We start from the raw sequence: 21,399 nt of genomic DNA on the forward strand, positions 1-21,399 counted from the left end.
GATTAGCTCCCGTCCTCTCACACCACCGTACGTACGGTTCCGTATACGGCGGTTCAATTAAGATAATTGACGCAAGTTTTCATAACTTCCGTGAATAGCTGTTCTCTTTATGCCAGTGGTCACTCCACCCTCCAAGAGGACTCCCACGGGATTCACCGCTTCCTTCCTCAAGTGAGGTACTATGTTTTCTGTGTTCATCATGACTCACTGAATGCCAAGGGCTATTCTCTCTTAATTGTTCGGTCCTTCTTAGTAGTTCTAAACCAACTAATACTATGACCTCTGCTGACTTCTGACGGTTCAGCTACTTATCACTAAGTAGGTTATGAAGCGAACTTCACCTATCCGCCAGACCTCCCCGGGTAAGTACATGCACTTTCACACCATCTATCCGCCTCATTTACTCGATATGACCTTCGACAGAAAGAGCTTTGTTTTGTTTCGCAAACTCACTCAATCATACCTAGCCTTATATGAGGTTCGTGTTCCTCGGACCGGTGTTTTGCCTCCAGCTTCCTTCAGATTCCGCGTCACCACGGACACCCTTGCTCTTGGCTAACCTCTACTTCTGTCTTCGGGGTTCGGGACTTACACCCTATAGTTCATGTACATGCCGGGCGCACGAAAAAAACAGCATCCTAAGAAGGAAATGCTGTTTTCTTCTTAGTTTTTTATAGAGGGTAGCTAAGAACCTCTGTTATTCATTTATCGATTATCCACTTTTTCTGGATATAAATCATGATTCATTAAACGGTAATTTGCCATTTCTTCATATTTCGTTCCAGGTCTTCCGTAGTTGCACCATGGATCGATGGAAATTCCCCCGCGCGGAGTAAATTTCCCCCACACTTCAATATATCTTGGATCAAGCAATTTGATTAAATCATTCATTATGATATTTACGCAGTCTTCATGAAAATCTCCATGATTTCGAAAACTGAATAAATATAATTTCAGCGATTTGCTTTCCACCAATTTTTTATCCGGAATATAAGAAATATAAATCGTTGCAAAATCCGGCTGCTGTGTAAGCGGACAAAGACTAGTAAATTCAGGACAATTGAATTTTACAAAATAATCCCGATTGACATGTAAATTATCCACTGCTTCCAATACTTCTGGCGCATATTTTGTTGGATATGACGTCTTTTGATTACCGAGCAGCGTCAAATCCTTTAAACCATCTTCTAATTTGCGACTAGACATAAAAAAACCTCCTTGCAAAATGTTTCCCAACATTTTCAAGAGAGGTAAACCCAATTCATTCTATTAAAACTGATGAAATATTATTGTTTCATAGTTTTTTATAGAGGGTTATGCTATGAACCTCTCCCGTTCTAGTCGGGTATTCAACTTTACTTAGTAATATTATAGAATATAGTGAAAAAGGTCAAATTTTTTTAGAAAGTTTATTAAAAAAACAATGAGATAATCAATGGATTACCATTTCAAATCTTAATTATCCCTCCACTGATTCGCTTAAAGCCGCGCAATTTCCCTAGCTCCTCCTCAAAACGGAGGCACGCAAGATCTTTCGCTTTTGCTTCAATCATAATATCTGCAGATTTCCCGAGATCCTTTAAGGCTTTAATTAATGGAAAAGCAAAATCCATATCAACATAATCGGCGTGTGCCCGTCACATTTTTTCAGATTTTGGTGATGATAAATGAAATTTTGGAACTTTCCCTGTATGTTCCCAAGTCGCAAAAATCCTTGGCAACAACTCTTCTAATTCACAGTCCCCTTTATTCGCTATATAGTGATGGTAGTCAAATACAAAAGGTTTTCACAAATGGCTAATGTCTCTTCTGCTGTGTAGGTTTTATCATCTTTTTCCAAAGTCGTTTGCATGCGAATTGTTGCATCTAATTTTCGGAAGTTTTGATAAAATCGAGAAATAGATGCATCTTTATCCCCGTAAGCTCCTCCTACATGGATATTTAACATTGCCTCTTTTTCTAGCCCCATTGCTTGCAACATTTTAAAATGATAGGTCATATCCACAATGGCATTGTTTGTTACATGAGCTTATTTACTTGTGAATAAAGTAAACTGTCCTGGATGAAAGCTGACCCGCATTCCATAATTTCGAACCATTTCTCCGATTTCTTTAAAAAGATGTTCAAACGGGGAGATAAACTCCCAATCCACTTCCGGATGTGCAGCTAATGGAATGAGGGATGAAGACATTCGGTATACATGTATTCCGTGGGCAATATTGTAATGGAGAATGCGAATTGTATTTTTTAAATTTCGCTCCGTGATGGTTAATAATTTCTCGGCTCTACTTGTTTCTTCAAGTTTTTCCAGTTGGTAAAAGTAATTGTATGTGAAGGAGACGCTTCCCACAATGGGAGCGCCATTGAAACATAACCAAATCGAAGTATCATCTGTACACCATACTAAAAAAGAATGATGAGGATAGTGTTTGTCAATGGAGAACGATACATACATCATGAAAGGAGGATTATGAAATCTGACAATAGTGATTACCCCACTATTTCTTTTCGTTTCTATAAATTTCATTCGAGATACTTCCAATCATTGACGAAATGAGATGAGGAAAGTTTGAAAAAATTATCCCATTCCATAATTTTATTTAAATCGTTACAATAAGATTCAATTCGAACAATTGATTTTGAATAATAACTAGAATTACTAATAATTCTCTAAAAAAATCTTGTATTGAATAGCTATAAAATCCTTTAATATTCCCATCTTCTCTTTTGTATCTATTACTTCAAATGGAATAAATACTTCATGCTTTTTTAGTTTAAATGTTCTCATTTGCCCGATATCAAAATTTAAAATCTCTTGTATCTCCTTTTGGACGATTTTTCCTTTCGCAGATTCAGGATTTCCAGGATCAACATGCAAAATTAAACAACGATATCTTTTATCACCATTCAAAGTTGCAAATTTTTTAGAAGCACCTCTAATGGTAATTGGTTTATATCCTAATGATAAACTCTTATTAGCAATAGTACATTCGATAAAACCTAAGCTATTTAAGTATTTATGTAATTCACCAAATACAAGTAATTCATTCATTATTTACCGCTCCATTAAATTTTTATTTTTTATGATAAATCAATTGAACAACTCCCGATGGAAATGTCTTTGCTTCTACAAGTTTTAGTGCTACTCTATGTTGAATATCAATAAACAATGGTTTCCCCGCTCCTAGAATAATTGGATGGACTGATAAACGATATTCGTCAACTAAATCATGATTAACAAATGTTGTAATGAGACTCGCTCCTCCATATAACCAAATATCTTTCCCAGGTTTATTTTTTATTTTCATTACTTCTTCTACTACATTGCCGTTAATGTAAATAGCCTTCCCATCAGAATTTTGTTGTGTCCTAGAAAACACATATTTCTCTTTGCTTTCGATTATTTCCCACATTTCTATTTCTTCTGCGCTTGCATTTTCTCCAGGTGAATATTGTCCCCACAATTCATAACTTTTTCTTCCGTAAAAAATTGTATCGATTTGATGGAGAAATTTTATAAAGTTCATTTCGGGCTCCATAATGCACCAATCGATTTCCCCATTCTTCCCTTCTATAAAGCCATCCAACGTCACTGCTAAATCTAGTATAATCTTTCTTTGGTTTTGCATCGTTTTCCCTCTTTTCCTTAGATTTTCGATTGGAAAACTACTATATCATACGTTTGAACTTCATTGTCAAATATCTCCTTAAAAGTGACAAAATCTTATGTTAGCATAATTGATTTTTCTAAGATTTGACGACTGATCGTCGCTGAAGTTGCATGTTCAGTGTTGGGCTAAAGAAGACAAATGACAAAAAGCGAATTGGAATCACTCCAATCCCCCTTAAATAAATTGCCATAATACCTCATTAAATCGATCCCGTTCTTCCCAAAACGTTCCATGGCCGCTATATTGGAAAGGAACGACCTTCGAATTTGGTATGAGTTCATTGAGTTTTTGAGCTTGTTCAAACGGGATTACTTTATCATGTATTCCATGAATGATTAACGTAGGCACATAAATTTTCGAAAGATCCGCATATAAATTTTCATCTCTTAAAGTATGAATGATTGCAATTGTCGACCAACTTGCTGCATCCAATCCCATTTTCATAAACCAATCAGAAAATTCTTTTGTAATATATTGGAAGAAAAATCCGTCGATTACTTTTTGCATCATTTTCGGTCGATCATTATATGCTAGTTGAAGAAAACTTTGTGCAGTCTCTTGTGTAAAACCGACCGGAGCTGCACTCGCAACAAGAATTAATTTCGATACACCGAAGCCATGATGACGAGACATATAACGGATTGCAATAGCTCCGCCAGTAGAATGGCCTACTAATGCAAAATTGTTTAATTTTAGAGCATCCACAACTGCACGAACATCATCAGCTAACCTGTTGTAACAATATCCTTCAAAAGGTCTATCCGATTTTCCGAAACCTCTCCAATCAATGCCGATACAACGATATCCTAACATCGGCAAGACGTTATACTGATATTCAAACTGATTATGATTTAAAGGCCAACCGTGTAAAAACACAATGGTTTTCTTTCCATGAGGATTAATATCTTCCACATATAATTTCACACCCGAATCAACGGTAACAAAATAGCCCATGCATACCCTCCCGTAATTCAGTCTCGGAATAGGATATTCAGGGCTGAAAATATAGGTGAATCTCTTAGTCGATAAAGAAACAACTTTTAATTTATGCTCGCAAAATTTTTTCCATCGCTTTTCCTTTTGCCAATTCATCGATAAGTTTATCCAAATAGCGAATTTCCTGCATCAAAGGATCTTCAATCTCTTCTACCCGCACTCCACAGATAACGCCTTTGATGAGTTTACGGTTAGCATTTAACTGAGGAGCTTCATTAAAGAACGTTTCAAAATCTGACTCTTTTTCTAATTGCGCCTCTAATTCTTCTTGGCTATATCCAGTTAACCAACGAATTATTTCATCTACTTCTTCTTTTGTACGACCTTTTTTCTCTGCTTTCTGAATATAAAGAGGATATACACTTGAAAATTTCATGTTATAAATCCGATTGTTTTTCATCACATGCTACTCCTTTTCTTCAGGCGAAATATTTTTTTCATTATATCGAAGTTCAAAATGAATAAACAGCCGCAACTTCCATACAGTTAGTTCCAACAAATGCTTCCAATCAAATACCCTAAAACTGCTAAACCAATTCCTCCACCGTAAGTGATTATTACGTACAAAAGAAAATGCTTTTTATTCTTTAAATAAAATTGAATGAGTTCTAACTTCAATGTTGAAAAGGTTGTAAATGCCCCAAGAAATCCTGTCCCTAAAAGTAAGAGCAAGGTTCCATTTGCTTTTGCACCCGTGATGATGCCTAATAGAAACGCTCCTAATAAATTTACAGTCATTGTTCCAAAGGGCAGTGACTCTTGTTTATTTAAAACTTTAGCAATGGCAAATCGAGAGATAGCGCCTAGAAAACCCCCAATTCCCACGTATACGAAATGCATCAACAAGTCGAATCAACCTCCTTACTGCCTTTAAAACCTAATCGGCTCATAACCAATCCACCGATAATACTTACTAAAACATAAAGCACTCCTAACAAATAATGCTGATTCTCAAACAACTCAATCGTTTCGACGCTCAATGTAGAAAAAGTTGTAAATGAACCGACATACCCTGTACTAATTGCAGTTGCTATGATTGGCGATACAGAAATTCTGTTGAATAATGATGTAGTCAACCAAGCTAATAAATAACTTCCAACTAAGTTGACGATAAGTGTAGCCCAAGGAAACACGCTATTAGTCATGAAGGTGATTCCGATGAAATATCTAGAAATGGCACCTAGTGCACCTGCAATGCCAACATACATATAAACCATTTGATTTTCCTCCTTTCCATAAAAAAACTCCTGCTCGTGATAGGGAAATTCCATATCACCAGCAGGAGTCATCAGCCAACTTCGGCGGTTAAAGGTGAACTCCATCACCTATTGTACTTATTTGGTAATTAACTTATAACATGATATCATACATTTTTCAATTATTTTGTACGATAGGATAAATTCTGTTTTGGCGTATAGATATCCTTAGCTCGTGCGGATAATCTACATACTGGTGCGTTTAGCTTCTTCGCTTGTACGGATAATCACTCGGCTTGTGCGTTTACCTTCTTTGCTCGTGCAAATAACCACTCAGCTTGTGCGTTTACCTTCTTTGCTCGTGCATATAACCACTCAGCTTGTGCGTTTACCTTCTTTGCTCGTGCATATAACCACTCAGCTTGTGCGTTTACCTTCTTTGCTCGTGCATATAACCACTCAGCTTGTGCGTTTACCTTCTTTGCTCGTGCATATAACCACTCAGCTTGTGCGTTTACCTTCTTTGCTCGTGCATATAACCACTCGGCTTGTGCGTTTACCTTCTTTGCTCGTGCATATAACCACTCGGCTTGTGCGTTTACCTTCTTTGCTCGTGCATATAACCACTCAGCTTGTGCAGTTACCTTCTTAACTCGTGCACATAGTCGTACATATACTCTCTGCTCGTGCACATAATCCACTCCCTTGTGCGTTTAACACCTTAACTCGTATGAATAGTTTCATTACTCGAGCATATAAACTTCCTTCTTGTGCGGATAACTACAGTTCTTGTGTAGATAATACATCCTCTTATTCAAATACGATCCCAACTTGTGTGGATGATTACTTAGCTTGTGCATATAGCTTCCTGACTTGTGCACATCCCCTTATACTTGTGCATTTCACATCGTAACTTGTTTCCCTATCCAACCTCCACTAGATTAAGAGAATTTTTCTATTTAAAACTCATCCTAAATTTGTAATTTCTCAAAATTGGGAATAAAATCAATTTTATAGCATTAATTATTCATCGAGTTCTTAAATAAAAAAGGAGTGCAAGAAATGAAAGCCCAAGTCATTCAAACTTTTGGTAATCCATCTGTCTTTCAAATTCAAGATCTTCCCACACCTGAAGTCATTCCTGGCCATGTGCTCATCCAAGTAAAAGCAACGAGTGTCAATCCCATTGATGCAAAAGTTCGCTCTGGTTTCGTTCCCGCTGTTGCTCCTGAATTTCCAGCTGTATTACATGGAGATGTGGCTGGAGTCGTTTGTGCAGTTGGTGAAGGGGTCTCAAAATTTCAAGTAGGAGATGAAGTTTACGGCTGTGCCGGTGGATTTAAAGGAACTACAGGGGGAGCGTTGGCAGAGTACATGCTCGCTGATGCTGATTTACTTGCCCATAAACCAAAAAATTTATCAATGGAAGAAGCTGCTGCTATACCGCTTGTTGCCATTACCGCTTGGGAAGCATTGTTCAATCGAGGAAAGCTGGCTCCTGGACAAAACATATTAATCCATGCAGCAACAGGCGGTGTGGGACATGTTGCCATCCAACTGGCAAAATGGGCTGGAGCGAAAGTGTACACAACAGCTTCAACAAACGAAAAACTAAAAATTGGAGCTCGCCTCGGTGCAGATGTAGCCATCAATTACCGTGAAGAAAGCGTCCAAGATTATGTACAAAAATATACGAATGGTAAAGGTTTTGACATCGTATTTGACACAGTTGGAGGGGAGAACTTAGACCGCTCTTTTGAAGCAGCTGCTTTACACGGAACAGTTCTAGCAATTGCTGCTCGTTCTACCCATGACCTCTCCCCTCTACATTCGAAAGGATTATCACTTCACGTTACATTTATGTTGTTAAAAATATTAAACAAAGAATCACGAAAAGAATATGGTGAAATTTTAGAGAAGATTACAAATATCATTGAAGATGGAAAACTTCGTCCACTTCTTGATCCAAACATTTTCACATTTGATGAAGTCTCCAAAGCCCATGAACACTTAGAGTCCGGTAAAGCAATTGGAAAAATTGTTTTAGTAAATAAATGGTAAGAATCGAGTAGGAGGGAGCGATTAACTCCCGTCCTCTCACACCACCGTACGTACGGTTCCGTATACGGCGGTTCAATTAAGATGATTGACGCAAGTCTTTATAACTTCCGTGAATAGCTGTTCTCTTTATGCCAGTGGTCACTCCACCCTCCAAGAGGTCTCCCACGGGATTCACCGCTTCCTTCCTCAAGTGAGGTACTACGTTTTCTGTGTTCATCATGACTCACTGAATGCCAAGGGCTATTCTCTCTTAATTGTTCGGTCCTTCTTAGTAGTTCTAAACCAACTAATACTATGACCTCTGCTGACTTCTGACGGTTCAGCTACTTATCACTAAGTAGGTTATGAAGCGTACTTCACATATCCGCCAGACCTCCCCGGGTAAGAATGTAATCTTTCCTTCCATCTATCTGCTTCATTTACTCTGTACCACCTTTGGCAGAAAGGACTTTGTTTTGTTTAGCAAACTCATCCAATGATACCTAGCCTTATATGAAGTTCGTGTTCCTCAGACCGGAAGTTTGCCGCTCGCTTCCTTCAGATTCCGCGTCACCACGGACACCCTTGCGTTAAGCTAACTGTTACTTCTGCCTTCACAGTTCGGGACTTACACCCTATAGATTACACCCATGCCAGGCGCACTAAAAAACTCACAATCCTTTTATGAAAGGGTTGTGAGTTTGGCTATTTATTGATGGTTTTCCTGTGCCATTGCTTCAGCTTTCGTTCTTTGAACCGTTCCATGTGGGTGATGTGGCGGTGCGTAAATCGAATAAAGCTTTAATGGGATATTTCCTGTATTTATTACATTATGCCATGTTCCAGCAGGTACCATAATGGCTGAATCTTCTTTGACTCTTCTTCGATAATTCAAATGATTTTTAGTTCTTCCCATCTCCACAATTCCTTCGCCCTGTTCAATTCGTAAAAATTGATCAGTATCTGGATGAATTTCTAAGCCAATATCTTCTCCAGGAAGTATGCTCATCAATGTTACTTGCAATTGCGGACCTGTCCATAAGGCTGTACGATACGCATTGTTATTCTTCGTTTCCTTTTCAATATCTACCGTAGCTGGTTCAGGACCCAAATCTTGACTAGGGAATTGAGAGTAACCATGAGGATTTGGAAATAAGGGTAGCATTCTCTGATAATCTACATTATTTCCGCTATAATTTGGATTTCTGTACGGCATATGGTAATTGCTTGAATCGTAATAAGGATAGTGTTGTACATATTCTAAATTTCTATTCATATAATACGGAGATTCATAAAAATAATAGGGATATCCATAAGGGTTGTGATAATGGAAAAAATTCATTGCCCCATCCTTTCATTTTGTAATGAAAATACCTAATTTAAATAGTATGAGAACGTAGTTAAATGTCCTAGGCAATAAACCAACTATTACCGAGGTTTATAAAAAACCGATACAAGTATGGCTTATATAAGGGCTAATTAAAAAATTTGTTTTCATAATTACTTTTTCTCCATTTCTTTAATTGGTGGATACCCTTAATTTCAGTTAACTTGCTATTGCCAAAAAAGTTGGCGTCTGAAAAGATTTTGAGACGCCCACTTTGCGGCTGTCGCACATGCTTTTGCCGCAGATACATTGCGGTTGTCGCACATGCTTTTGCCGCAATCGAGTAGGAGGGAGCGATTAACTCCCGTCCTCTCACACCACCGTACGTACGGTTCCGTATACGGCGGTTCAATTAAGATGATTGACGCAAGTCTTTATATAACTTCCGTGAATAGCTGTTCTCTTTATGCCAGTGGTCACTCCACCCTCCAAGAGGTCTTCCACGGGATTCACCGCTTCCTTCCTCAAGTGAGGTACTACGTTTTCTGTGTTCATCATGACTCACTGAATGCCAAGGGCTATTCTCTCTTAATTGTTCGGTCCTTCTCAGTTGTTCTAGACCAACTAATACTATGACCTCTGCTGACTTCTGACGGTTCAGCTACTTATCACTAAGTAGGTTATGAAGCGTACTTCACCTATCCGCCAGACCTCCCCGGGTAAGTACATGCACTTTCACACCATCTATCCGCCTCATTTACTCGATATGACCTTCGACAGAAAGAGCTTTGTTTTGTTTCGCAAACTCACTCAATCATACCTAGCCTTATATGAGGTTCGTGTTCCTCGGACCGGTGTTTTGCCTCCAGCTTCCTTCAGATTCCGCGTCACCACGGACACCCTTGCTCTTGGCTAACCTCTACTTCTGTCTTCGGGGTTCGGGACTTACACCCTATAGTTCATGTACATGCCGGGCGCACGATAAATTGCGGCTGTCGCACATGCTTAGCCGCAGATAAATTGCGACGAGGAGGCGCGTTTGATGTGACCACCGCAGGAGCAAAGTTTTTAAGAGAATATTACTATAAGAAGTAAGGCTGTTCTGAAAGTGTTCGACTTTCTGATCAGCCCCTTTCTTTTAAATTGGTTAAGCTATTGTTCGCACTTACCTTTCACACGAATTCCATTGATTGTTACAGTTTTCAATACAGTGAAAATTTCTTTGGCAGCTTGACCCTGCTCACGAAAACCTGTACTTGAATTTTTCATACCGCCAAACGGTGCTTGCGGCTCAGCGCCACCTGTTTCATCATTAATTTGCACAAGGCCAACTTCGCTGCGTTCAATAAAATCAAAAGCCTTATGAATGTTCGTCGTATAGATGGAAGCACTTAATCCAAACTCCGAATCATTTGATAAGCGAATTGCTTCTTCATAATCTGTCACTCTAAATATGGCTAAAACTGGACCGAATATTTCTTCTCTTGCCAAATCCATATCATGCGTAACTTCAGTAAACAATGTCGGTTCTACAAAATATCCATGGGATAACTCTGCGACAGGTTTTCCACCGAAAATGCATTTCGCTCCCTGTGCTTTTGCACGTGCAATATGTTCAATAACGCTTTCGAATTGCTGTTTTGAGGCAAGAGGTCCCATTGTTTCTCCTACTTTAATTTTCTTTGCATTTTCGATTAATTTTTCCACTACCGTATCATACACAGATGCTTCAATATACACCCTGCTTGTAGCGGTACAACGTTGCCCTGTTTGCTTCATTGCACCTTCAATCGTCAGACGGGCTGCCAAATCTAAATCCGCATCCGCAAGAATGATTGCCGCATTTTTTCCGCCAAGCTCCAATTGAATTTTTTTATTCATTGGACCAGCTGTATTTAAAATCTGTTGGCCAACTGCGTTTGAACCAGTAAACGAAATAGCTTTGACTTTAGGAGACTTTATAATTACTGCCCCAAGTTTCGATCCGCGTCCCTGTACAATATTCAATACATTTTTCGGCAAACCCGCTTTTTCAAACAAATCGGCGATATACTGGCTTGTCAGCGATACTTCGATTGATGGCTTCCACACAACCGTATTGCCATACACAAGTGCCGGAGCTATTTTCCAAAGCGGAATCGCAATCGGGAAATTCCAAGGAGTAATAACTCCTACAACTCCTAAAGGAACGCGCTTCGTATAAAGCATTTTATCTTCAGAAGCAGATGGTAATACCTCACCAGCAGCACGCATACCTTCCTGTGAGAAATAACGTAAAATCGAAGCACCCCGTTTAACTTCACCCATCATTTCCGGAACCGTTTTTCCCATCTCTTTCGAAGCAAGCTCAGCTAATGGCTCCAGATGTTCGATTAATAAATTGGCCATAGAATTTAAAATTTCCCCACGTGATACAGATGACAATTTGCTCCACTGTTGGAATGCCTGCTCACTTGCTCTAATTTTCACTTCCGTTTCTTCAATTGTGTGTAACTCGATTTTCCCAATACATTCCGATGTATTCGCAGGGTTAAACTGTTCACGAATTTCTCTTACCCCCATTACCATTTCAATTCCCCTCCTACTTCAAATAATGGTGTATACGGCATGTTATGCGCCTCCGCTACTGCCTCATACGTAATTTTTCGGCAATCACATTTAACCCTTTCACCTGTGCCAGATTTTCTGAAATAGCACGCTCGTAACCTTTATTGACAATTTGTAATGCATGTGTGATCGTAAAGTTTGATAATGCCATTGTCGATGTTCGTGCAACTGCACCCGGTATGTTGGCCTTTGAAACTCCGATAAACATGTCATACTACCCCTTTATAATAATTTCTTTTTGAAATAATCAAATGTCTCATCAACAATGCGCAACATCTCATTCAGTTCATTTTTTGTGATGATTAATGGTGGAGCAAAAACGATTGTATCTTGATCGTACGTCACTGTACGCAAAATCAACCCTCGCTTTGTCATTTCCTTTATAGCAATCGGGCTTAATAGCGGATTGAATAGCTCACCTGTCTCTCGATTTTTTACAATTTGAATTGCCCCCAATAACCCGAATGTTCGGACTTCGCCAATAAAGTCATACTTTTGCTGCAACACTTTAAAACCTTTTAGCATTTCCTCGCCCATGACTTTCGCATTTTGCACAAGCCCTTCACGCTCTAATATCTCAATATTCTTTAATCCTACTGCACAAGCAGTTGCATGGCCACTGTACGTGTAGCCGTGCATGAGTACTCCCCTGGATAAAGTGCACAAATCTTTATGAATTTTTTCAGAAATTAACACTCCACCCAACTGTGCGTAACCACTCGATACCCCTTTGGCAAAAGTTATTAAATCCGGAACTACATCAAAATGTTCAATCGCGAAGTTCTTCCCTGTACGTCCAAATCCGGTAATCACTTCATCAGCAATAAATAAAACTCCAAACTCATCACAAATTTCACGCACTTTTTTGAAATAATCCGGCTTTGGCACATTCACTCCGCCTGCTCCTTGTACCGGCTCTGAAATAAATGCCGCCACATTTTCCGGACCAAGCTCAAGAATTAAATTGCGCAACTCTTCCGCAGAATCTTTATTGACATAATGGAAATCAGGGTCCGGTGAATTTGTAAATTTGCGGAACCCTTCAATACCCGTTGCATTTGTTGATCCGAATGCGACCCCATGATACGACAATGTTCGGGAAATAATTTTTTGGCGATTTGGCTGGCCTTTTAAAATCCAATAATGGCGTGCAAGTTTTATAGCTGTATCATTCGACTCTGAACCACCGGAAGTGAAAAATACAGTATTTAAATCTCCAGGCGCCAACTCAGCAATTTTCGCTGCAAGCTTGATTGCCGGTTCATTGCTGAACGTTGCAAAACAGGAGCTGAAAGCCAGCTTCTCCATTTGCTCTTTTGCCACTTCTGCAATTTCTTTGCGCCCATGTCCGACATTTACATTCCAAAGAGATGACATGCCATCAATGTACGTATTACCCTCTAAATCTTTTAAATAGATTCCATTTCCTTCATAAAAGATTGCCGCCGGACCGTAAGTTTGCTGCTCTTCAATTGAAGTTGTTGGATGCAAGAAATGCTTTTGGTCCAAATATTTTAATTGCTCAACTAATTGAATTGCCATTATATCAACCTCTTTCTTTTGAAATATTGCAATGAACAAAAAAAGTTTTTATTCACTACTGGCGTATTTATAAATAAATGAGCAAAACTTGTGCCAAGTAGCCAAAAATAAAAAAATCGTTTATTTTATTTGAGTCGGAAGAAATTTTTTTGAGGCAAACATCCTATGAATCTTCAATCCTATTACAGGAATAACGAAAAATAGGCATTCCAGAATCTCCCTTGCTTTCTGGAATGCCTATCACTCATTACTAAAAACTTAAAATAAATTTTTTCATTTTGTTGTGTATGTTTAAAACTTGTTAGGTTTCTTTACATAATTTAATGCAAAAATTAACAGATTGATGAAATTTTGCATCACTTAATGCATTAAAGTATAAATTTTGCATAATTAATTATATGTTACGTATTTTGTCAGTTTATAACGCTGAATTTTCCTGACCAATGTAGATTGATCGCAGCCTAATGCTGTTGCTGCCTTTCTGATGCTATCATGCTCAGATAATGCTTTTTTTATGACTTCCTTTTCAAAAGCTGCCACTTGCTCCTTTAGCGTTCCGTTATATTGGGATATATCTATATTTTTTGCTAAATCGATAGATTCCTTAGGTTGCTTTTTCGTTTTGCTGCTCTTTTTCGATGCTTCTTTTAGTTCCTCACGAATCATGCTTACATTAATTTCCGGCTGATTCGCCAATAAAGATACCCTTTCGATAATATTTTTCAATTGGCGGATATTCCCCGGCCAATCGTACTCTTCCAATACCTTTAATGCTTCCTTATCAAACGTTCGATGAATATCATATTTTTGTTCAATTTGAGTTAAAAAATGATAGGCAAGTGGAACAATATCTTCCCGCCGCTCTCTTAATGGAGGAATGTCAATCGGAATGATATTTAAACGATAATATAAATCCTCACGAAACATTCCTTGTTGCACCATTTCAGCCAAATTGCGGTTGGTTGCTGCTATGATTCGCACATCAATGGGAATTGGCTTCGCACTTCCAATCCGCTGCACTTCCGATTCCTGCAATACCCGCAAAAGTTTTGCCTGCAATTGAAGCGGCATCTCTCCAATTTCGTCCAAAAAAATTGTACCGCCCGATGCAGTTTCAAATAATCCCGCTTTCCCACCTTTAATGGCACCTGTAAAAGCACCTGCTTCATAACCAAAAAGCTCCGATTCCAACAAAGATTCCGGAATTGCACTGCAGTTGATTGTGACCATTTGTTTTGTACTTCTTCGGCTGTTTAAATGAATTAGCTTTGCTGCTTCCTCTTTTCCGACACCTGATTCACCAAAACGGTGGAGTCCACCTCAGCAACCCGCAACATGCGTTTTAATACATTTTGCATCACCGGGGATGTTGCAATGATATTCACTTTTTTTCGTTCGAGTTCATTCAATTCTCTAATTTTTTGCTTAAACTTTTCATTTTGAATCTCGAGTTTTTTTACTTCTTCTTCCAAACTTTTCAATCGCGACATATCCCGGGTAATAATCAATACATACTGCAGTTCTCCCGCTTCATCAAAAATCGGTTTCCCTGTCACCAAAAAGCATTTATTATTCAAAAAAGATTGGAAAATAGTGACATCTTCTTTTGACTTCAACACTTTCAATGTCAGCGAGTCACTCATTGCTCCCTCAGCAATCAAATCCTTAGCGTATCGGTTGACACAATTTATGCCAACAATTTCAATATCAATGTCATTTTGAAATATAATCTTGCCATGTTTGTCGCTGATTGTAATACCATCCGAAATTGAATTTAATAATTTTATAGATAAGGGATTGAAAATATCCAAATCGGTGTACTGTTGAATTGGCATGAGGCAAAAAAGCATTCCATTTTGAGAAGGAAGCACATGCACATGAAAATCTTCCGCCGTGTAAAACTGCTTGCCTTTCTCATAATGTACAAAAATTTTTTCTATTTTCTCCATAGGAAGATTACTGGAAAACTTAATCTGATTGTCTTGTACATAAAAAAAGTGCTCTGTTTTTTGCATTTTTTGAACCGCCATAGATAATCTCCCTTCCCAAACTATTTTCTCTTAATTTTTATATGCTTATTTCTCTTAGCAAATACAAAAAATAATCTGCTCCAAAATGCAACCTTAGGATTACATTTAAAGGAGCAGGGCTTTTATCACATTAATTCGTTTCAGACACAGTTTCTTTCACTAATGTTTCTACTTCTTTTTTGGATTCCGATGGAGCGGGGTTAATCTTTCTCATGACAAAAAATAATGCAATTGAAGAAACAAACACCGCAGTACTTAAATAAAACTGCGATTGTAAACTTTCAATGAATAGTTGAGAAATGTATACTGCCACAAGCAAGAATATCGTCCCATAGGTTAAATAAGGGAATAACCACATACAAATCGGCAATTTTTTTTCATTCCACTTCAAGAATTCTTTGCGGAAGCGGAGTTGTGATATCGCAATGAAAATATATACAATAATCATTAAACCGCCTACACAGTTTCCTAAAAAGTAGAAAATCACATCCGGCGAAATAAAATATAACATAGCACAAATATACGCAACGATTGTACTGCCAATAATGGAAGGAACTGGTGCGCCCCGTTTATTATTGATTTTGGAGAAAAATTTTGGGGCATCTCCTTGTTGAGACATGGACAATAACATACGTGAGCTTGTGTATAGTGCGGAGTTTAATACTGAAACCAGTGACACGAAAATAACGATTTGCATTAATTCAGCTGCGATTGGTAAGCCTGCCATCCTCAAAATGTTTGCATATGGTGCTGCTAAATTGTCAGCATCATTCCATGGCAATATTAAAACCATCAAAGTAACTGACCCTACAAAAAACAATGCCAGCCGAAAAACAACATTCCGGATTGACCGGACAATATTTTTCGCCGGATTTTCCGATTCAGCAGCTGCGATTGCCGCTACTTCTGCTCCACAAATGGAGAAAATAACAAATACAATTGCCGTCAAAATCGGAACTAAACCTTGTGGAGCAAAACCTCCATGATTAAATAAAATACCGAATCCCTGTGGATTAAATGTCGGCCATACACCGAGCACCATTAACGTACCTACAATTAAGAACACAACAATTGCCGTTACTTTTAAGAAAGAAATCCAGTACTCAAATTCACCAAACGTTTTTACAGAATACACATTAATAATGGTCATAAGCAATGTAATGCCAATAGAACCCGCCCAAATAGGGATGACAGGAAACCAAGCATTAATCATTCCACCAATTAACGCTGCTTCCAGTCCAACAATGAATACCCAGCTTGCCCAATAAAGCCAACCAACTGTAAAACCTGCCCAATCACCAATATATTTCGAAGCATAGGAAGCAAACGAACCTATTTCCGGATCGCCGTTTCGATTCATTCCTAAAGCCAGTTCACCAGAAGCCATTTCACCAACCATTTGCATAATGAATACAATAATCAAACATGCAATTAGATAAGAAAAAATGACAGCTGGACCGGTGCTTAAAATATTTTTACCTGTTCCAACGAATAGGCCTGTACCTATTACCCCACCAATAGAAATCATTGTAATATGCCTAGTCTTCAATGAATTTTGCAGTTTTCCCATTTGATTCCCCCTTTTTATGAAATTTAAAGTAAAATCCATAGTTAACGATCAAATCAATTTTTTATATTTTCAGAAATCGATGAATGGAAAATTTTAAAAAAACTACCATTATACCAAATGCATCATTAATCCCAATACGCCATTGAACGCTTGATCATCGTTTCCCTATATTGCTCTGTCGATTTAATCAATACTTGATTCGTTGTATAATCTATAATTACACCGTAACGGCGAATTACATCTAATTGATTGATTTCTCCATTTTTATACATCTTTTCTACTTCAAATGGATTTACACTGAGCCATACTTTTCTATTTTTTCGAATGTATTCTCTTTCTTTTTTAGTAGCCTCAAAGTCAATTTCAAATAGATCCAAATCTCGTTTGATTTCTGTAATGACTACACCATAATCCTTTTTGGCTCTTTCGATTGATACGTACCCATCAATGACATCTTCCAAGACAGCGTTTACATCTCGTTCCAATGGATCACCTAAGCCGCCTCCACCAGCGGATGGCCTAGTAAACGAATCCCCCTTTTTCAAAGGAACATTTGAGAAAATGGTACCTAAAAATTGTTCTCTCTCCGTATCAGGATATAAAATGGCTCCTTGTGGAATCGATGGCAGACCTCCCATAATTCCCCAAGTAATCGAACGGGAACGGTCACAACAATAAGACATCACCCCGCCGAATACGTCTGTTAAAATGCCGCCTTTTTCAACTCCACATCCACCCCGATACTTTCCAGGTCCTCCTGAATCGGTGATAATTTCATGTTTTGTCGTAATAACAGGTGACAAACGCTCTTGCCCTTCACAAGGCTGTACGCTGAGCCCTACTCCAAAAACAGGTGAGGTTGCATTCGCTCCGTCGCGGTCTATGCGTCCGCCATGACCTCCCGCCATCCAGTCATACCACATAAAGTAATTGTTGGCTGCATTGCGGCGATCATATCCTCCAATTAATAAATATTCCAGATTGAATGAACACGCAATTGCACGTTTTGGCATTATTTCAGACCAAATCTCGAAACAAGCATTCATAATTTTTTCAAAAGCACCTGAACAGAAACCAGAAACAGCAACAGGTTCAGGAGCATTCACTACTGAATTTTCAGGCAAGTATGCTTTTACAACCCGGTAAAATCCGGAGTTTAGCGGTACTTCCGGGAAAAATGTTTTTGTACCTGCATATAATCCTGATAATGCTGAACCAAAACCTGCATTTAAAAAGCAGCTAATATATGGATGAGTTCCACTTAAATCATAATGGATTTCATTATTTTGAATCGTCATTTTCACTCGAATAGGAATTAACCCGTCTCCAACTTCAGGGTCCATATCAATATAGTCAACCGCTTCCCACGTGCCTTCAGGTAATGACTCGATCTTTTTTCTCGTTAAGCGTTCAACGTAATCCTGCACTTCCTTAAATGCAGTTAACACCGTATCAATTCCATATTTATCAATCAACTCTAACAGTTGCTTTTGCCCAACTTTTGCCGCTTCCACTTGTGAACGCAAATCGCCTAAGCGCTCTTTAGACACTCGCATATTCGAAATCAAAAGATTGACGACATCTGATAAGTATTCGCCTTTTCTGTAAATACGGACTGGTGGAATACGGATCCCCTCTCCAAAATGGTATCTGGACTTCACATCAAAAGATCCTGGGTTAGAACCACCAACGTCTGCCCAATGCCCATTTGTTTGCATGAAAGCAATTAATTTGTCTTCATAAAACACCGGTAAAATTACCCTTGTATCACAGAAGTGAGTGCCACCCCTATAAGGATCGTTCACTAAAAACACATCACCTGGATGAATATCTTCTTTAAAATCTTCCAAAACTGCTTTTGCCGTTAAATGCAATGTCCCTACATGAACCGAAATATCATGTGTTCCTTGCATCACTGTATTTCCATCTGCGTCACACAAGGCACAGCTGAAATCACGGTTGTAAATGACAAATGAGTAACATGTTCTTAACATCTGTTCTGCCATTTGGTCAACCAAATTCACAAAACCATTTTTTAACACTTCAAAAGTAACCGGATCTAAAGTTGACTCCTGTTTAGGAATCGTTTTTTGTGAAGAACTCATAAATCATTCCACCTTTCCAAAATTATTCTTGATTTACAGAAATAATAATGTTTTTGTACTGATCAACCTTTGCTGTAAATTCCGGTGGGATTACAGTTGTTGTATCCAATTGTTCAATAATTGCTGGCCCTACAATTTCAACTTGCACTGGAATTTTGTCCCTATCATAAATTTTTGTCGTTACAAATTTGCCATCGAAGTAAACTTGTCTTGTCCCTTTAAGGGCATCTTCAATTTTTCCTGCCGAGTTATACTTTGGAAATTCAGGTTTTGGCACAGTACCGATTGCTGTAACGCGAAGCCCATAAATTTCAACTTTTTGTTCCCTGTCAGAATATGCAAACTCACGCTCATGTTCTTTATGGAATAATTCTAAAATCTCTTCGATTGATGAATTACTTTCGCTTACTGGTACCGATAACGAACGCCATTGACCTTGATATCTTAAGTCAATGAAATTCATTAAAGTGGATTGTTCTTCAGGAATTCCTTCCTCAACAAGCAACGCTTTTGCCTCAGCTTTCATGTTTTCGAATTCCAGCTGTAAATCATCTAGTGTTATTTCCGAAGCTTGCTTTAAATATGTTTTTGAAATATCGTGCCGTACATCTACTAATAAACATCCCATCGCTGCTGCTACACCTGGATAAGGCGGAATGATGACTGTAGGGATATTTAATTCTTTCGCTAAATGAGCACCATGCAATGGACCTGCTCCGCCAAAGGCTACTAAAGCAAAGTCTCTTGGGTCATACCCTCTGCGAACAGAAATGAGTCTTACTGCATCGCTCATATTAGCATTGGCCACTTCGATGATTGCATTTGCCGCTTCTTCGATTGAATAGCCGAATTCATCTGCAATTTTTTGTACAGCTTCTCTCGCTTTCTCTAAATTCAATTTCATCGTACCGCCTAATAATTCTTCATTTAAACGTCCCAACACCAGATTTGCATCCGAATTCGTCGGTTCAGTACCACCGTGGCTATAACATGCTGGACCTGGTGAAGCGCCTGCACTTTGCGGACCATTTCGCAATGAACCGCCCTCATCAATCCAAGCTAAACTTCCACCGCCTGCACCAATAGTTAAAATTTCGATACTTGGGAAACCAATCGGATAACCATATTCAATTGCCCAATCTTTTGTAATCCGAATGTTACCGTCATACATTAATGAAATATCCGTACTTGTTCCACCCATATCTAAACCAATCGCATTACGATAACCGCATAATTTTGCAATATGTTTGCTTGCAATGGCACCTGCTGCAATTCCTGAGCTTGCAAGTCTGGCAGCATAACGAGGGACTGTACTGGATGTCATCACACCGCCGCCGGAATGTAAAACCAAAATATCGTCTTTATAACCGCGCTCATGCATTTCTTCTTCCAACTTATTAATGTACGAAGTCATAATCGGTCCTAATACAGCGTTAATAATCGTCGTACTCATTCGTTCATGTTCAAAGATTTCAGGTAGTACTTCACTGGAGATACACACATATACCCCTGGTAATTCCTCTTGAAGAATTTCCTTCACCCTTGCTTCATTTTCTCCATTCACATATGAATTAATGAAACATACTGCTACCGATTCTGTTCCACGTTTTTTCAGTTTTCTTGCTAATTCACGAACCTCATTTTCATCTACAGGGATCAAAACATTTCCTTTATAGTCTGTCCGCTCTGTCACTTCAAATCGATCGCGCCTTTTAATATATGGTCTTGCTTTATCCTTATAAGTATCCCAAATATCTTCTTTTGTACCTCGTCCTATTTCAATTACATCCCTGAAGCCTTTTGTTGTAATCAGTGCTGTTTTGGGCAGTTTTCTTTCAATGAGTGCATTCGTACCTACTGTCGTTCCATGGGAAAAGACTTTAATATCCTCTCCATTAATTTTCGCCTTTGCAATTCCCTCTAATATTCCTTTCTCAGGATTGGATGGTGTTGACGATGTTTTCGTAACAAAAATTTCACCGGTTTCCTCGTTGAATACAAAAACATCAGTAAAAGTACCCCCGACATCAATAGCTAAACGTTTTTTGGCAGTAATCATGACATCCCCTTCTTTCTATAAAATTATCTGTAAATTACTAGAACACAATAGCTTCTGGTATGACCGCTGTTCTTAAATGCGTGAACTAATCACAATGCAGTTACAAAATTTAAAGCAAAAAATATGCCAACTTTCCCGTCATATCCTCAATCATTTTTTTCATAAAATATTAAAAATGCATAAATAAACTATTTTTTTAAAATTGACTTCAAAAAAAGCCATATTCAGCAAGTAATTAAAATTAGTATGAATAGAA

General features: G+C 38.4%; 21 protein-coding genes, 1 pseudogene and 3 riboswitches. Of the genes and pseudogenes, 1 reads left to right on the forward strand and 21 read right to left on the reverse strand.

What is annotated here, in order from left to right; translation table 11 throughout:
• Positions 1-57: 57 nt before the first annotated feature.
• The 10 genes and pseudogenes from NST98_RS08905 to NST98_RS08950 form a co-directional block, all read right to left on the reverse strand.
• Entirely contained in the window at positions 58-201 is a 144-nt protein-coding gene (locus NST98_RS08905) for a hypothetical protein (RefSeq protein WP_340714232.1), read from the reverse strand.
• A gap of 456 nt (positions 202-657) precedes the next feature.
• Positions 658-701, reverse strand: a riboswitch (PreQ1 riboswitch).
• A gap of 4 nt (positions 702-705) precedes the next feature.
• On the reverse strand, positions 706-1,206 hold the full coding sequence (gene queF / locus NST98_RS08910) for a preQ(1) synthase (protein ID WP_340714958.1): 501 nt from the start codon (positions 1,204-1,206) through the stop codon (positions 706-708).
• 84 nt (positions 1,207-1,290) lie between these two features.
• A riboswitch (PreQ1 riboswitch) is annotated at positions 1,291-1,336 on the reverse strand.
• A gap of 112 nt (positions 1,337-1,448) precedes the next feature.
• A pseudogene (gene uvsE, locus NST98_RS08915) lies at positions 1,449-2,391 on the reverse strand (UV DNA damage repair endonuclease UvsE).
• A gap of 268 nt (positions 2,392-2,659) precedes the next feature.
• The gene (locus NST98_RS08920; RefSeq protein ID WP_340435174.1) at positions 2,660-3,052 is read right to left on the reverse strand and encodes a hypothetical protein; all 393 of its coding nucleotides are present in this window, start codon (positions 3,050-3,052) and stop codon (positions 2,660-2,662) included.
• Between the two features lie 22 nt (positions 3,053-3,074).
• Complete coding sequence (locus tag NST98_RS08925) at positions 3,075-3,629, reverse strand: dihydrofolate reductase family protein (RefSeq protein ID WP_340714959.1); 555 nt, start codon at positions 3,627-3,629, stop codon at positions 3,075-3,077.
• 216 nt (positions 3,630-3,845) lie between these two features.
• Positions 3,846-4,625 (reverse strand): alpha/beta fold hydrolase, encoded by a 780-nt coding sequence (locus NST98_RS08930; protein WP_340714960.1) that lies wholly within the window; start codon positions 4,623-4,625, stop codon positions 3,846-3,848.
• Between the two features lie 91 nt (positions 4,626-4,716).
• Complete coding sequence (locus tag NST98_RS08935) at positions 4,717-5,067, reverse strand: DUF2200 domain-containing protein (RefSeq protein ID WP_340435168.1); 351 nt, start codon at positions 5,065-5,067, stop codon at positions 4,717-4,719.
• 86 nt (positions 5,068-5,153) lie between these two features.
• The gene (locus NST98_RS08940) at positions 5,154-5,507 is read right to left on the reverse strand and encodes a fluoride efflux transporter FluC (protein WP_340715708.1); all 354 of its coding nucleotides are present in this window, start codon (positions 5,505-5,507) and stop codon (positions 5,154-5,156) included.
• Positions 5,507-5,884, reverse strand: a complete 378-nt coding sequence (locus NST98_RS08945) for a fluoride efflux transporter FluC (protein ID WP_016839081.1) — start codon at positions 5,882-5,884, stop codon at positions 5,507-5,509. Before NST98_RS08945 ends, NST98_RS08940 begins: the two co-directional genes overlap by 1 nt.
• Before the next feature lie 55 nt (positions 5,885-5,939).
• Positions 5,940-6,002, reverse strand: a riboswitch (Fluoride riboswitch).
• Positions 6,003-6,150: 148 nt separating this feature from the next.
• Positions 6,151-6,555, reverse strand: a complete 405-nt coding sequence (locus NST98_RS08950) for a hypothetical protein (RefSeq protein WP_340714961.1) — start codon at positions 6,553-6,555, stop codon at positions 6,151-6,153.
• 370 nt (positions 6,556-6,925) lie between these two features.
• Between NST98_RS08950 and NST98_RS08955 the strand changes: the two genes are divergently transcribed.
• On the forward strand, positions 6,926-7,924 hold the full coding sequence (locus NST98_RS08955) for a zinc-dependent alcohol dehydrogenase family protein (protein WP_340714962.1): 999 nt from the start codon (positions 6,926-6,928) through the stop codon (positions 7,922-7,924).
• 76 nt (positions 7,925-8,000) lie between these two features.
• Here NST98_RS08955 and NST98_RS08960 read toward each other — a convergent pair whose 3' ends face one another.
• From NST98_RS08960 to NST98_RS09010, 11 genes are all read right to left on the reverse strand, one after another.
• Positions 8,001-8,144, reverse strand: a complete 144-nt coding sequence (locus NST98_RS08960; RefSeq protein WP_172597779.1) for a hypothetical protein — start codon at positions 8,142-8,144, stop codon at positions 8,001-8,003.
• Positions 8,145-8,612: 468 nt separating this feature from the next.
• Complete coding sequence (locus NST98_RS08965) at positions 8,613-9,245, reverse strand: cupin domain-containing protein (protein ID WP_340714963.1); 633 nt, start codon at positions 9,243-9,245, stop codon at positions 8,613-8,615.
• A 393-nt stretch (positions 9,246-9,638) separates the two neighbouring features.
• Complete coding sequence (locus NST98_RS08970; protein WP_340714173.1) at positions 9,639-9,788, reverse strand: hypothetical protein; 150 nt, start codon at positions 9,786-9,788, stop codon at positions 9,639-9,641.
• Between the two features lie 594 nt (positions 9,789-10,382).
• Positions 10,383-11,798, reverse strand: coding sequence for an aldehyde dehydrogenase family protein (locus tag NST98_RS08975; RefSeq protein WP_340714964.1), 1,416 nt, complete (start codon positions 11,796-11,798; stop codon positions 10,383-10,385).
• A 55-nt stretch (positions 11,799-11,853) separates the two neighbouring features.
• Entirely contained in the window at positions 11,854-12,045 is a 192-nt protein-coding gene (locus NST98_RS08980; protein WP_340714965.1) for a hypothetical protein, read from the reverse strand.
• A 14-nt stretch (positions 12,046-12,059) separates the two neighbouring features.
• On the reverse strand, positions 12,060-13,379 hold the full coding sequence (locus NST98_RS08985; RefSeq protein WP_340714966.1) for an aminotransferase family protein: 1,320 nt from the start codon (positions 13,377-13,379) through the stop codon (positions 12,060-12,062).
• Positions 13,380-13,769: 390 nt separating this feature from the next.
• Positions 13,770-14,642: a sigma-54 interaction domain-containing protein gene (locus tag NST98_RS08990; RefSeq protein ID WP_340715709.1), complete on the reverse strand. Its 873-nt coding sequence runs from the start codon at positions 14,640-14,642 to the stop codon at positions 13,770-13,772.
• On the reverse strand, positions 14,642-15,394 hold the full coding sequence (locus tag NST98_RS08995) for a hypothetical protein (protein WP_340714967.1): 753 nt from the start codon (positions 15,392-15,394) through the stop codon (positions 14,642-14,644). The genes NST98_RS08990 and NST98_RS08995 overlap by 1 nt, the downstream gene beginning before the upstream one ends.
• 145 nt (positions 15,395-15,539) lie before the next feature.
• A complete protein-coding gene (locus NST98_RS09000) occupies positions 15,540-16,979 on the reverse strand; it encodes an amino acid permease (protein ID WP_340714968.1) in 1,440 nt (479 codons plus the stop codon).
• Between the two features lie 125 nt (positions 16,980-17,104).
• Entirely contained in the window at positions 17,105-19,084 is a 1,980-nt protein-coding gene (locus tag NST98_RS09005) for a hydantoinase B/oxoprolinase family protein (RefSeq protein ID WP_340714969.1), read from the reverse strand.
• 22 nt (positions 19,085-19,106) lie between these two features.
• Positions 19,107-21,143 carry a hydantoinase/oxoprolinase family protein gene (locus NST98_RS09010; protein WP_340714970.1) on the reverse strand — a complete coding sequence of 679 codons (2,037 nt, stop codon included), beginning with the start codon at positions 21,141-21,143 and terminating at the stop codon, positions 19,107-19,109.
• Positions 21,144-21,399 lie beyond the last annotated feature (256 nt).

The organism is Ureibacillus sp. FSL W8-0352 (assembly GCF_038004345.1).
Taxonomy (GTDB): Bacteria; Bacillota; Bacilli; order Bacillales_A; family Planococcaceae; genus Ureibacillus; species Ureibacillus thermosphaericus.